Annotated in this window: 12 protein-coding genes; 8 read left to right on the forward strand and 4 right to left on the reverse strand. The window is 66.9% G+C overall.

The window, feature by feature from the left end:
* Positions 1-38 precede the first annotated feature (38 nt).
* Positions 39-1,094 (reverse strand): hypothetical protein, encoded by a 1,056-nt coding sequence (locus FSZ13_RS06830; RefSeq protein WP_145478737.1) that lies wholly within the window; start codon positions 1,092-1,094, stop codon positions 39-41.
* 411 nt (positions 1,095-1,505) lie between these two features.
* Here FSZ13_RS06830 and FSZ13_RS06835 point away from each other — a divergent pair, with 411 nt between their 5' ends.
* The 5 genes from FSZ13_RS06835 to FSZ13_RS06855 all read left to right on the forward strand — a co-directional run bounded on the left by FSZ13_RS06835 (position 1,506) and on the right by FSZ13_RS06855 (position 5,749).
* Positions 1,506-1,862: a SymE family type I addiction module toxin gene (locus FSZ13_RS06835; protein ID WP_145478739.1), complete on the forward strand. Its 357-nt coding sequence runs from the start codon at positions 1,506-1,508 to the stop codon at positions 1,860-1,862.
* Between the two features lie 26 nt (positions 1,863-1,888).
* On the forward strand, positions 1,889-2,080 hold the full coding sequence (locus FSZ13_RS06840) for a hypothetical protein (protein ID WP_145478741.1): 192 nt from the start codon (positions 1,889-1,891) through the stop codon (positions 2,078-2,080).
* 233 nt (positions 2,081-2,313) lie between these two features.
* The gene (locus FSZ13_RS06845) at positions 2,314-3,825 is read left to right on the forward strand and encodes an alpha/beta hydrolase (RefSeq protein WP_145478743.1); all 1,512 of its coding nucleotides are present in this window, start codon (positions 2,314-2,316) and stop codon (positions 3,823-3,825) included.
* Positions 3,822-4,568, forward strand: coding sequence for an ATP-binding cassette domain-containing protein (locus FSZ13_RS06850; RefSeq protein ID WP_145478745.1), 747 nt, complete (start codon positions 3,822-3,824; stop codon positions 4,566-4,568). The genes FSZ13_RS06845 and FSZ13_RS06850 overlap by 4 nt, the downstream gene beginning before the upstream one ends.
* Entirely contained in the window at positions 4,565-5,749 is a 1,185-nt protein-coding gene (locus FSZ13_RS06855) for an ABC transporter permease (RefSeq protein WP_145478747.1), read from the forward strand. The genes FSZ13_RS06850 and FSZ13_RS06855 overlap by 4 nt, the downstream gene beginning before the upstream one ends.
* A gap of 163 nt (positions 5,750-5,912) precedes the next feature.
* Here the strand turns inward: FSZ13_RS06855 and FSZ13_RS06860 are convergent, their stop codons facing one another.
* The gene (locus tag FSZ13_RS06860) at positions 5,913-6,926 is read right to left on the reverse strand and encodes an energy transducer TonB (protein ID WP_145478749.1); all 1,014 of its coding nucleotides are present in this window, start codon (positions 6,924-6,926) and stop codon (positions 5,913-5,915) included.
* Between the two features lie 191 nt (positions 6,927-7,117).
* Complete coding sequence (locus FSZ13_RS06865; RefSeq protein ID WP_145478751.1) at positions 7,118-7,747, reverse strand: TIGR00645 family protein; 630 nt, start codon at positions 7,745-7,747, stop codon at positions 7,118-7,120.
* A gap of 107 nt (positions 7,748-7,854) precedes the next feature.
* Here FSZ13_RS06865 and FSZ13_RS06870 point away from each other — a divergent pair, with 107 nt between their 5' ends.
* The 3 genes from FSZ13_RS06870 to FSZ13_RS06880 all read left to right on the forward strand — a co-directional run bounded on the left by FSZ13_RS06870 (position 7,855) and on the right by FSZ13_RS06880 (position 12,816).
* On the forward strand, positions 7,855-8,544 hold the full coding sequence (locus tag FSZ13_RS06870; RefSeq protein ID WP_145478753.1) for a glutathione S-transferase N-terminal domain-containing protein: 690 nt from the start codon (positions 7,855-7,857) through the stop codon (positions 8,542-8,544).
* 125 nt (positions 8,545-8,669) lie between these two features.
* Positions 8,670-10,898, forward strand: coding sequence for a S9 family peptidase (locus FSZ13_RS06875; protein WP_145478754.1), 2,229 nt, complete (start codon positions 8,670-8,672; stop codon positions 10,896-10,898).
* A gap of 112 nt (positions 10,899-11,010) precedes the next feature.
* The gene (locus FSZ13_RS06880; protein ID WP_145478756.1) at positions 11,011-12,816 is read left to right on the forward strand and encodes a DUF885 domain-containing protein; all 1,806 of its coding nucleotides are present in this window, start codon (positions 11,011-11,013) and stop codon (positions 12,814-12,816) included.
* A gap of 80 nt (positions 12,817-12,896) precedes the next feature.
* Here the strand turns inward: FSZ13_RS06880 and FSZ13_RS06885 are convergent, their stop codons facing one another.
* Positions 12,897-13,355: a hypothetical protein gene (locus tag FSZ13_RS06885; protein ID WP_145478758.1), complete on the reverse strand. Its 459-nt coding sequence runs from the start codon at positions 13,353-13,355 to the stop codon at positions 12,897-12,899.
* Positions 13,356-13,448 lie beyond the last annotated feature (93 nt).

Below are 13,448 nucleotides of genomic sequence, written 5' to 3' on the forward strand. Positions count from 1 at the left end.
CAAGCGAGATACGTGGCCAGCGCACGATCCTCGATTTCTTACTCACCCTTCTCGCCGGTAGGCGCCAGGACAAGCTGCTTCACCAATCGATTCACGGCCGTCTGGATTCGCTGAGGATTGCAGGCGCTCTTCCCGCAGTTCTGATCGGTGACCAACGCGCTGAACTCGGCGCCGAACAAGCTCTCCGGGCGCCGGCTGGCCAGGTGCCTCAGAATGATCCGGTCCACTGGCTTCAAGTTGAGCCATTGCTCATGCAGCCCGGTCTCGCCCATCTCCTGCCGCCACCGCTCCAGGCCAACCCACGGATCCGAGGTCAGGCCGACGACCATGTGCAGGATGATCTGGTTCATGTAGAGCGGTACGTGCGAAATGCGCTGGAACACTTCTATCAGGGCCGCGACATCGATGGCCCGCCCCGTCATCTGCCGGAAGACGAAGGCGCGGTTCTCCACGAAGTCAATGCCCAGGTCGGGCAGCGTCAATGACAGCGCCGCATCGAACAGCGGCGCCTTGCGCTTCCGGAACATCTCATTGAGTGCGTCCCTGGAGGAGCCGGTAAAGAAGATCTTCAATTTCGGTTGCAGCTCGAGCATCGTGGCGCGGAAGGCGGCAACCAGGTCTTCATGCATACCCGTTGCGAGCGTCTGGAATTCGTCCAGGATCAGAAGCACCGGTTCATTACCGGATTGCGCCAGTTGTTGCATCGCAGTTCGTAGGCGACCTTGGAGATCAGCCGACGGGCCAGCAGTCGTCCACTCTGCATGTAGACCGGATCCGGCATACCCCGCCTTGGCCGTGAGCTTGTCCGGCTTCATCGCCTTCGCCAGAAAGCCTCTGGGACGCGCCGCAGCTTCCAGCTCCTCGACCAGTGCCACTTCGGGGTGATCCCGCCTTACCCACAGATCGATGTAACACGTCCGCCAACCCCAGGCCTCAGCAGCAGGCACCAGATCGTTCTTCACAAACAATGTCTTGCCCATCCGACGTGCGGCAAACATGGTGATCGCGTGCGTCAGGCCCGAGCGCAGCGCGTGATGGACGGCGTCGACCAACTGCTCTCGAGGGAAGTAGTGGCTGTCGGCCAACGTACTCATGAAAGGACCTTTCTCACGAAAATCGTGACTACGGATGCGGCAATACGATCCCACACCTGCTTCGGATGTTCCTTGATTGAACGCTCGGAATGGCTGAGCCGGAAACGTCAGTGAGCTCCAGATCGAGCTGTCGACGCGGCATCCGTGCTGCTTGCGTCACAGCAAAGGCACGCTCAACCAGTTTGCTGAAATCAAGAGGAACAAACGAATTCTCTTCGCTGGAAGCAAGGTGCATGGTGGCCCCCGGAGCGTAGAAACTCCGGAACGTGGTAGATGTACGCAATGTGTCGGGAGGGTGGCTAATACAACACCTTCTGGGGAATACGCCCGCCGGCTTTCCACGTTCCACGGTTTCTAACCTCCCGACTCCCTCGCCATTCCGGCGAGGGAGACACACTTTGGAGGTCTACCATGCAATCGCCCAGCGACACCGCGCCGTACGACGACCGCCCTTCCCACACCGCCCACCACCTGCCGGACCGCAGCTACATCCAGGCGCCGGCGTACGACGAGCCGCCGCCGGAGTTCCAGGACGAAGCATCGGTGCCCTTCCTGAAGCTGCGCGGCCGCTGGCTGCGGCAGATGGGATTCAACGTGGGTTCCAAGCTCAAGATCGAAGCCGACAAAGGCGTCATCACCATCACCGTGCTCGGCCAGCCCACCCTGCCGCGTCCCGGCGTGCCACGGCTTCTGCAGCGCACGATCGACCACAGCATGGTCGAAGCGGAACAGCGCCCGATCTGCCCGAATGGAGGGCTGGGCCTGTGAACCGGCGCGTGGTGATGGAAGTGCCGATGACCCCTTGGCTGCTGTACCAGTTCCGACTGGCCGCGTGGCGAAGCAACCAGAACCCTTCGCTGCTGCTGCGGAAGATGATGCGGGACTACGCGGCGCTGGAGTCGAACCCGAAGTCCATTGACCTCAGCGTGGTGAGCAACTCATGCCGACCGTCGCAGCTGGCCGGCGGTGCTGATGGTCTGTCGTAGACAGTCGGCAAATCAGCGCGTAAGCAGGGGGCGCCAGCGTCCCCTGCTCCAGTAACAACTCCAGGTTCTGCACCCGGCCCAGACTCGGGCCCCCGTGCACCCGACTCAATGAGTCGCCACCGGTCCGCGTGTCCCGCGTCCGGCAGCGAAATCCCAGGCCCCCCTTCGGTCACATCCAGCACGCCCGTCCGTCATGGCATGCTGAGACCCTTCACTCAAGGACGTGACCGAGCATGCAACGTGCGATCCGACCCCTCGCCACCGGCGCAGCCCTGCTGTTGCTGGCGGCCTGCCAACCCACCCCGGAAGCGCCGCCCGAGGGCGCCCAGCGCCAGTACGGTCAGCTGACCTTCAAGCCCTGCACCCTGACCAGTGCCCAGGCCAGCAGCAACGTGGAGGCCGAATGCGCCACGCTGCAGGTGCCGGAGAACCCGGCCGACCCCGGCGGGCGCAGGATCGGGCTGAACATCGCGCTGCTGGATACCGAGAACGAGGGCGAAGGCAAGCTGGACCCGGTGTTTTTCCTGGCCGGCGGGCCGGGCCAGTCGGCCACGCAGGTGGCGGCCATCGTCAACCAGTCGCTGCGCGACGTGCGCAAGAAGCGCGACATCATCCTGGTGGACCAGCGCGGCACCGGCAAATCCAACCCGCTCGACTGCGTGGACGCCGACGGCAAGGAGCTGGCGTTCGATGAGAACGCGGCAGCCACGCCGGAGGTCATCGCCGAGTTTGCCAAGCGCTGCGCGGCGAGCGTGGCGGGCCGTGCCGACACCCGTTTCTACACCACCACCGAAGCCATTGGCGACCTGGACAGCGTGCGCGCCGCGCTGGGCGTGGACAAGATCAACCTGGTCGGCGGTTCCTACGGCACCCGCGTGGCCCAGCAGTACGCCGCACGCTTCCCGCAGCACACCCGTGCGGTGGTGATCGACGGCGTGGCCCCGAATGACCTGGCGGTAGGCGGCGATTTCGCCAACACCTTCGAGTCGGCAATCGAGCTGCAGGTGGCCCAGTGCAGGAAGGACGCGGCCTGCGCCAAACGCTTCCCGGTCGATACCCGGACCCAGCTGCGCAACGTCATGACCACGCTGGCCAAGGCGCCGGTTGAAGTGGAGTATCGCGACCCGGGCACGGCGGTGGTGCGCCGCGACCCGATCAGTGCCGACACCGTGACCAGCCTGGCGTTCCTGTTCTCGTACATGCCGGAACTGTCCTCGCTGCTGCCGGTGGTGCTGGATGAAGCAGCGCAGGGCCGCTACGCACCGTTGATGTCGCTCAACAGCATGGCCACCCGCAACATGGCCGGGCAGATGAACCGGGGCATGCAGTGGTCGGTGATCTGCGCGGAAGATGCCGACCGTTACCAGGAAGCGCCAGCCGGCGACCGCCTGCTCGGTCCGGAGGTGGCGCGCATGTTCTTCGCCGCGTGCCCGGCCTGGAACGTGGGCACGCGCCCGAAGGACTTCACCGCACCGTTGAGCACCCAGGTGCCGGTGCTGCTGCTGTCCGGTGAGTTCGATCCGGTCACCCCGCCGCGCTACGCCGAGCAGGTGCTCAAGCACCTGCCGAACGGGCGCCATATCGTCGCCCGCGGCCAGGGCCACGGCACCCTCAATGCCGGTTGCATGCCGCGCCTGCTGGCGCAGTTCATGGACACCACCGACGCCAAGGCGCTCGATGCCTCCTGCCTGGACAGCCTCAGCCCGGTGCCGGCCTTCACCTCGTTCAACGGATGGGAACCATGATCGTCGCCGAGAACCTGCATAAAGCGTTCAAGACCAAGACCGGCCTGATCAAGGCGGTGGAGAACGTCGGCTTCCAGGCCGACGACGGCCGCATTACCGGCCTGCTCGGCCCCAACGGTGCCGGCAAGACCACCACGATGCGCATGCTCTACACGCTGATGACGCCCGACCAGGGCCGGGTGCTGGTGGATGGCCTGGACGCCGCCACCCACGCGGTGGACGTGCGCCGCCGCCTGGCGGTGCTGCCCGACGCGCGCGGCGTGTACAAGCGGCTGACCGCGCGCGAAAACATCGCCTACTTCGGTGAACTGCACGGCATGAAGAGCGCGCAGATCCGCGAGCGCACCAAGGTGCTGTCGAAGGCACTGGACATGGAAGACATCCTGGACCGCCAGACCGACGGCTTCTCGCAGGGCCAGCGCACCAAGACCGCCATCGCGCGCGCGCTGGTGCACGACCCGCGCAACGTGATCCTGGACGAGCCCACCAACGGCCTGGACGTGATGACCACCCGTGCGCTGCGTGGCTTCCTGCGCGAGCTGCGCAATGAAGGTCGCTGCGTGATCTTCTCCAGCCACATCATGCAGGAGGTGGCCGCGCTGTGCGACAGCATCGTGGTCATCGCCAAGGGCACGGTGATGGCGGCGGGAACGGCCGATGAGCTGCGCGCGCAGACCGGCGAAGCGAACCTGGAAGATGCCTTCGTGAAAGCGATCGGCGATGAAGAAGGACTGCACGCATGAGCGCGTTTGCCACGATATTGACCGTAATGCGCAAGGAGCTGCGCGATCTCTCGCGTGACCGCCGTACCCTTGCGCTCACCCTGCTGCTCGGGCCGTTGCTGTACCCGATCCTGATCCTGGGCATGGGCAAGCTGTCCGAAAGCCGCTTCAAGACCCAGATCGACAAGCCGCTTGAGATTCCCACCATCGGCCGCGAAAACGCCCCCAACCTGGTGCGCTTCCTGGCGGCGCAGGGGCTGAACGCGGTGGATCCGCCGAAGGACCTGACCGCCGCCATCCGCGACCAGCGGATCGACATCGCGCTGCGCATCAGCCCGGACTTCGGCAAGGACTGGGCCGAAGGTCGCCCGGCACTGGTGGAGATCGTGCAGGACAGCACGCGGCGTGATGCCGACATCCCCAACGCGCGGCTGAAGGCGGCCCTGGGCGGCTACAGCCAGCAGGTCGGGTCACTGCGGCTGCTGGCGCGCGGCATCGATGCCCAGGTGGCACGCCCGCTGGACGTGGCCACCCAGGACCTGGCCACGGCCGAGGCCAAGCGTGGGGTGATGATGTCGCTGCTGCTGCCGGTGCTGCTCACCATCACGTCCTTCCTGGGCGGCGCTTATCTGGTGATGGACACCACCGCCGGCGAACGTGAGCGGCAGTCGCTGGAGCCGTTGCTGGCCACCCCGGCCAAGCGCAGCGCCATCGTCAGCGGCAAGATCGCCGCCGCCTGCGTGGTGGGCGTGGTTTCGCTGCTGCTGACCCTGCTGGCGTTCAAGCTCAGCGCGCAGCTCTCCACCGGTGCGGCGGCGCGGCAGCTCAACATGGGCCTGCTGTCGATGCTGCAGATGCTCTTCGTGATGATGCCGATCCTGTTCATCGGTACTTCGCTGCTGACCTTCCTGTCAGCTGCCGCCAAGAGCATGAAGGAGGCGCAGAGCCACATGACCTGGCTGATGCTGCTGCCGATGCTGCCCGGCTACGCGCTGATGGTGTACCCGGTGAAAAGTGCGCTGTGGCAGCTGGCGGTGCCGTTCCTGGCGCAGAACCAGATGCTGCTGAAGATCATCCGCCACGAACCGATCAGCGCGCAGATGTGGGCTGTGTACCTGGGAGCGGGGTTCGGGCTGGCGGCGCTGCTGTGGTTCGCGGCGGTGCGCCGGTACCACCAGGAGCGGCTGGCGATTTCGGGCTGATGTTCCCGTGGCGGTGTACCGACCAACGGTCGGTACCTACCGCCGCCGCCAACCGGCAGGCATCGACCGTTGCTCAACCCGGTAGGTATCGACCGTTGGTCGATACGCACGCAAAAAAAAAACCCGGATCGCTCCGGGGTTTTTTTTCATCGAAGCGGACCGATCAACCGCCCGGCGCGAACGCCAGCGTGCGACGGGTGGTGGTCGGGGCCGACACCGGTTCGAACTTCCACTTCTTCACCGCGCCCAGTGCTTCGCGGTCGAAGATGCGGGCCGGGGTGGCGCGCAGCACGCGCGCATTGGTGACCGAACCGTCGGTGCCCACGGTGATTTCCACCAGCACTTCGCCCGAGGTGCCCGAACGCAGCGCGTCGGCCGGGTAGCGCGGGGCCGGCGTGCTGATCGGGCGCAGGGTGGCAGCGGCAGCCGGTGCGGCGGCCGGCTGGCGGGCGGCAGCGGCCTGGGCAGCGGCGGCGGCCTGCTGGCGCTGTTCCGCTTCGCGGCGCGCCGCGGCCTGGCGCTCGCCGTCCTGGCGTTCGCTTTCACGGCGGGCGGCGTCCTGCTGCGCGGCGATCTGCCTGGCCGCTTCCGCCTCGCTGGCCTGCTGCTGGCGCTGCTGGTCGGCGAGCTGCTTGGCCTTGTTCTCGGCGTCCTTCTTGACCTTGTCGGTCTCTTCCTGGGTCCGGGTCAGCGCGGTTTCCATGCCCTTGGTGATGCCGCTCTTCAGGCGCGGCAGGGCCGGTGCGGTGGGATCCACCTTCTCGATCAGCGCGACCAGGCGCTGGCCTTCGGCGAAGTCCTCGCGCGCCAGGCTCTGCTCGGCGGCGATCAGGGTGTACGGCTGCAGGTCGGTCAGCGCGCTCTTGATCGAGGCGTCGTCCGGGGTCTTTTCGCGCAGCGCCAGGTAGTACTCCATGGCGTTGTCGCCGGCCGGGGCGTACATGCGGTTCTCGCGCAGGGCCTTGCTGGCCAGCTCGCGCAGTTCCTCAGGACCCTTCGACTGGACCTCGGCCGAAACGGCCGGTGCCGGCGTGGCGGCCGGTGCAGTTGCGGTCGGTGCGGCCGGTGCAGTCGTGGCCGGTGCGGATTCATCCTTGCCCGAGCAGGCGGCCAGAGCCACCACCAGGGTCAGCGGCACCAGCAGGCGCGCCTTGGCGTTCGTGTTGACGTGCGACATCCAACTCCCCTTTGAAGAACGACGATACGTAAGGCCTGATGCGGTCAGGCCGACCGAAGCCCCAGGACGTTTCCCAGCGTCCGGCGCGGTACAGCAGGTGCCCAATCTAGCATCCCCGCGCCCTGCTTGGCAGGGCGCGGGACAGGGCAGGGCGGCAGCGGGTGCGGCCCCGCCGACGCCGGGGTGTCCGGTCAGTGCGCCAGCGACTTGCTCGGCGTGTGGGACATCAGCTTGTCGGTGTAGGCGATGCCGATCGCCGACAGGATGAATGCGGCATGGATGATGGTCTGCCACATCACGCCGGTGCCGGTCATGGTGGTGCACACCAGGGTGGCGTCCGGACCGTACTTGGCCACCATGTCCGCGGCAGCGGCATAATAGGCCTCGGTCCGGCACAGCGGCACGCCCTCCAGGTTGCCCGCGCCAATGAAGGTCTTGAGCAGGTGGATCGAGGAGATGCCGATGATCGACAGGGCCAGCTTCACCTTCAGCACGCTGGCGTTGACGTGGCTCAGCCACTCCGGCTGATCGGGGTGGTTCTCCAGGCGCAGGCGCGAAACGAAGGTTTCATAGCCGCCCACGATGACCATCACCAGCAGGTTGGAGATCATCACCACGTCGATCAGGCCCAGCACCAGCAGCATGATTTCCTGCTCGCCCATGCTGTTGGCCTTGTGCAGCAGGTGCCACAGCTCCTTGCCGAACAGGAACACGTAGACGCACTGCGCCAGGATCAGGCCCAGGTACAGCGGCAGCTGCAGCCAGCGCGAGGCGAAGATCAGGGACGACAGGGGGCTGATGGGCTTTTCGGTCGAGCTCATGCTGGAATGCTGCGTTGCGGGGGACGCCGCAGAGTAGCGGGCCTTCATGACCCTGCCAAGCCAACTGACGCACTAGACTCGGGATTCCTGAACCGCTGGGTCCTGTCATGATCGACCTGTATTACTGGCCTACCCCGAATGGCCACAAAGTCACCCTGCTGCTGGAGGAGCTGGGCCTGCCGTACACCCTCAAGCCGGTGAACATCGGCAGCGGCGACCAGTTCAAGCCGGAATTCCTGGCGATTTCCCCCAACAACAAGATGCCCGCGCTGGTCGACCACCAGCCCACCGACGGCGGCGCTCCGCAGAGCGTGTTCGAGTCGGGCGCGATCCTGCTGTACCTGGCCGAGAAGACCGGGAAATTCCTGCCGGCCGATACCCGCGGCCGGGTAGCGGTGCTGGAGTGGCTGTTCTGGCAGATGGCTGGCCTTGGCCCGATGAGCGGCCAGATGGGCCACTTCACCGTGTACGCCCCGGAGCAGATTCCGTACGCGATCGAGCGCTATGGCAATGAAGTTCGCCGCCTGCACGGGGTGATGGACAAGCGCCTGGCCAGCAGCGCGTTCCTGGCCGGGGACGACTACAGCATCGCCGACATGGCCAGCTACCCGTGGATCGGCGCGTACGACAAGCTGCCCCCGGACTTCGCCGCGTTCCCGAACCTGAAGCGCTGGCACGACGCCATCGCCGCGCGCCCGGCCACCCAGCGCGCCTATGCGCTGAAGCACAAGGTGAACCCGGACGCCGGCAAGCCCCTGAGTGAAGAAGAGCGCAGGCACCTTTTCGGCCAGCGGTAACCAGGCGGCATCGCCGCCGGTTTACCGCGGTAGAGCCGGGCACCCGCCCCCCGGTTTTGGTTACGATGGTCCGCTCCCGACCGCCCCACCGGACCGGGAACGCCCAGCCGCCGCCGGAAGATTCCATGCGCCACCTTGTAGCCTCGCTCGCCCTCATGCTCGCCTCGACCACCATCGCCCACGCCGAAAAGCTCACCCTGGATGCCATCACCGGTCCGTTGCCGCTGTCCGGCCCGACCCTGATGAAGCCGAAGGTGGCCCCGGACGGCTCGCGGGTGAGCTTCCTGCGCGGCAAGGAAGCCGACCGCAACCAGCTGGACCTGTGGGCCTACGACATCGGCAGTGGCCAGACCCGCCTGCTGGTCGATTCCAAGGTGGTGCTGCCCGGCGATGAAACCCTGAGCGATGCCGAAAAGGCGCGCCGCGAACGCCAGCGCATCGCCGCCATGACCGGCATCGTCGATTACCAGTGGTCGCCCGATGCACGCACCCTGCTGTTCCCGCTGGGCGGCGAACTGTACCTGTACGACCTGGGCAAGCAGGGCAAGGCGGCCGTGCGCCAGCTCACCCACGGCGAAGGGTTCGCCACCGACGCCAAGCTGTCGCCGAAGGGTGGTTTCGTCAGCTTCGTGCGCGAGCGCAACCTGTGGGTGATCGACCTGGCCAGCGGCAAGCAGGTCCAGCTCACCCGCGATGGCAGCGACACCATCGGCAATGGCGTGGCTGAGTTCGTCGCCGACGAGGAGATGGACCGCCACACCGGTTACTGGTGGGCGCCGGACGACTCGGCCATCGCCTTCGCGCGCATCGACGAATCGCCGGTGCCGGTGCAGAAGCGCTATGAGATGTACGCCGACCGCACCGAGATGATCGAACAGCGCTACCCGGCCGCCGGCGACCACAACGTCACCGTCAAGCTGGGCGTGGTCGCCCCGCGTGCCGATGCCGCGCCGCGCTGGGTCGACCTTGGCCGCAACCCGGACATCTACCTGGCCCGCGTCGATTGGCGCGACCCGCAGCGCCTGACCTTCCAGCGCCAGTCGCGCGACCAGAAGACCCTGGAGCTGATCCAGGCCAACCTGCAGAGCGGCAAACAGCACACGCTGGCCACCGAAACCTCGCCGACCTGGGTGCCGCTGCACAACAGCCTGCACTTCCTCGCCCAGGGCGGCTTCCTGTGGTCGTCCGAACGCAGCGGCTTCCAGCACCTGTACCGCGTGTCCGATGACGGCAGGACCGTCACCGCGCTGACCTCGGGCAATTGGCCGGTGGACGAACTGCTCGCGGTCGACGAAGCCGCCGGCAAGGTCTACTTCCGTGCCGGCGTGGACTCCTCGCGCGAAAGCCAGATCTACGCCGTGCCCCTGCAGGGCGGCCCGCTGCAGCGCCTGTCGCAGGCGCCGGGCATGCACAGTGCCAGTTTCGCGAAGAATGCCAGCGTGTACGTGGACAGCTGGTCCAACACCACCACGCCGCCGCAGATCGCGCTGCACCGTGCCAACGGTGAAAATATCGCCACGCTGGTGGAAAACAACCTGCAGGATCCCGGTCATCCGTACGCACGCTACCTGGACGCGCAGCGCCCGGTCGAGTTCGGCACCCTCACCGCCGCCGACGGCCGTACTCCGCTGAACTACAGCCTGATCAAGCCGACCGGCTTCGATCCGTCCAAGCGCTACCCGGTGACGGTGTACGTGTACGGCGGGCCGGCCAGCCAGACCGTCACCGACAGCTGGCCCGGCCGTGGCGACCATCTCTTCAACCAGTACCTGGCCCAGCACGGTTACGTGGTGTTTTCGCTCGACAACCGCGGCACCCCGCGTCGTGGCCGCGATTTCGGCGGCGCGCTGTACGGTGTGCAGGGCACGGTGGAAGTGGCCGACCAGCTCAAGGGCGTGGAATGGCTGAAGCAGCAGCCGTGGGTGGACCCGGCGCGGATCGGCGTGCAGGGCTGGTCCAACGGCGGCTACATGACCCTGATGCTGCTTGCCAAGGCGTCGGACCAGTACGCCTGTGGCGTGGCCGGGGCGCCGGTGACCGACTGGGGCCTCTACGACACCCACTACACCGAGCGCTACATGGACCTGCCGGCCCGCAATGCCAAGGGCTATGAGGAGGCCCGCGTGCTGGCCCACATCGACGGCCTGCGCTCGCGCCTGCTGCTGATCCACGGCATGGCCGACGACAATGTGCTGTTCACCAACTCCACCGAGCTGATGAGCGCGCTGCAGAAGCGTGGCCAGCCGTTCGAGCTCATGACCTACCCGGGGGCCAAGCACGGCCTGTCCGGCAGCAACGCGCTGCACCGTTACCGCCTGGCCGAGGATTTCCTGGCCCGCTGCCTGACCCCGTAACCCGGTCGATGCCCCCGCCCCCCCCGCCCGGCGGGGGTCATGACCTCCGGCCGATTGCCGCGTTCGGCCGGAGTGCGTAGGGTCGCAGGAATACCGCCCCTCGGAGTCCTGCATGAAGCCGCTTGCCCTTGCCGTTGCGTTGGCCCTCTTCGTCCCCGCCGCGCTCAGTGCGCCGCCGGCCTTCGCTGTCACCCCTGCGGTCAAGAAGGCGCCGGCCACGCCTGCATGGGTCGCGCGCAGCAATGAGCTGGCGCAGATCCTGCTCGATGCGCAGGGTCCGTTCCAGCCGGAAGAAACCGGCTTCTTCGGCGTCCCCGGCTATGACGACAAGGTCGCCGATTTCGGCCCGGACAACGCCAAGCGCTACCGCGCGGCGATGGCCAAGGCCCGCGACACGCTGCAGGCGAAGCTGGCCACCGAGCGCGACCCGAACGTGCGCCAGGACCTGGCGATCATGATCGCCGCGGCCAACGAGAGCATCGAAGGCAGCGAGCTCAACGAAAAGTACCTGCTGCCGTGGAGCGACACCCCGCAGACCGTGTTCAGCGGCATCAACCTGCTGCTGTCCGACCAGGTACCGGCCGAGCGCCGCGCCAAGGCGCTGGACCGGTTGAAGGCCTACGCCGGCCTGGCGCCGGGCACCACCGCCATCACCACGCTGTCGCGCCAGCGCTATGAAGAGCGCCTGGCCGCCGGCAGCCTGCTGCAGCCGACGAAGATCGAGGTCGAGCAGTCGCTGGCCAACGTCGACACCTACATCACCGGCATCGAAAAGCTGTTCGACAAGTACAAGGTCGCCGGTGCCGACGAAGCACTGAAGACCATCGCCACCCAGCTGCGCGAGTACCGCGACTGGACCCGGGCCGAGGTCCTGCCCAAGGCCCGCGCCGACGCGCGCCTGCCGGCGCCGCTGTATGCGTTCCAGCTCAAGCGCGTGGGCATCGACATCGACCCGCAGCTGCTGATGCAGCGGGCGCAGCTGGAATTCATGGAAACCCGTTCGGCGATGCGCCAGCTCGCCCCGCTGGTGGTGAAGGCCAAGGGCCTGAAGGTGGCCGACCCGACCGACCCGGTGGCGGTGATCCGCGCGTTGAAGGGCGACAAGATCGCCGACGACCAGCTCGAGCACCACTACCGTGGCGTGATCGATGCGATCGACCCGATCATCCGCGAACAGAAGATCGTCGACGTGCCGCAGCGCCCGATGCAGATGCGCCTGGGCTCGGCCGCCGAAAGCGCCGCCTCGCCGGCGCCGCATTTCCTGCCCGCGCCGCTGGTGGGCAACACCGGCCAGCAGGGCACCTTCGTGCTGCCGCTGGGCAACCCCGCCGCCGGCGACAAGGCCGCGCAGTACGACGACTTCAATTTCGGCTCGGCGGCGTGGACGCTGAGCGCGCACGAAGGCCGCCCCGGCCATGAGCTGCAGTTCACCGCGATGGTGGAGCGCGGCGTATCGCTGGCGCGCACCATGTTCGCGTTCAACTCGGTCAACGTGGAAGGCTGGGCGCTGTACGCGGAAGCCGAAATGGTGCCGTACGAACCGCTGGACGGTCAGCTGATCGCCCTGCAGTTCCGCCTGCTGCGTGCCGCCCGCGCGATGCTCGACCCGATGCTCAACCTGGGCCTGATCGACCGTGCCAAGGCCGAGCGCGTTCTGATCGAAGAAGTGGGCCTGTCCAAGGCGATGGCGACCCAGGAACTGGACCGCTACATGGTGCGCATGCCCGGCCAGGCAGGCAGCTACTTCTACGGCTACACCCGCATCCTGGAACTGCGCATGCAGACCGAGCTGGCGCTGGGCGAGAAGTTCGACCGCCTGGCCTTCAACAACTTCCTGCTCGACCAGGGCCTGCTGCCGCCGGACCAGCTGGCCAAGGCGGTCAACGAAGTGTTCATTCCGCGGTACAAGGCAAAGTAATCACCTCCGCGTGGGCCACGACCAACGGTCGTGGCCTACCGACCCTGTGGTAGGTCACGACCGTTGGTCGTGACCGGCTTTCACCGCGTCGGCGTGATCGTCTGCACCGGCAGCCGCTCCGCCGGCGGCGGGTTGGGCACCCAGATTGCCACCCCGGCCGCACGCCGCTGGGTGGTCGGAATGCCGATACCCACGCCGCCGCCGCTGTGCGAGCCGTAACTGCCGCCGCCGACCGAAAGGCCGCCGCCGGAACTGCTGGACGCCACGCCCATCAGGATCACCCCATTGGCGCCCAGCGCCGCCGCTTCCTTCTTCAGCCGCGCCACGGCCGCATCGGTCTGGCCCTGGGTGCCGAAGCCCACCGCGCTGGAGGACTCCAGCTGCGCGATTTCGATCGAGCCCGGCGGCGGGGTCGAATAGATCTGCACCAGTGCCGGGTCGGTAGGGGGGCGGGTCTGGCCCAGCATCACCCGGGACGTGTTGGCGCAGCCGGTCATCACCAGCAGCACGCCGAGCAGCGGAAGGATTCGAATGTTCATGGGTCCACCCCTTGTAGGGCCTGGTCGGCCTGCGCCTGGATCATCCGGGCTGGCCGCTGAATCCGCGCCAACCTGTTCCGGCAAACCGTACCA

The organism is Stenotrophomonas rhizophila, from assembly GCF_007667275.1.
Classification (GTDB): domain Bacteria; phylum Pseudomonadota; class Gammaproteobacteria; order Xanthomonadales; family Xanthomonadaceae; genus Stenotrophomonas; species Stenotrophomonas maltophilia_AE.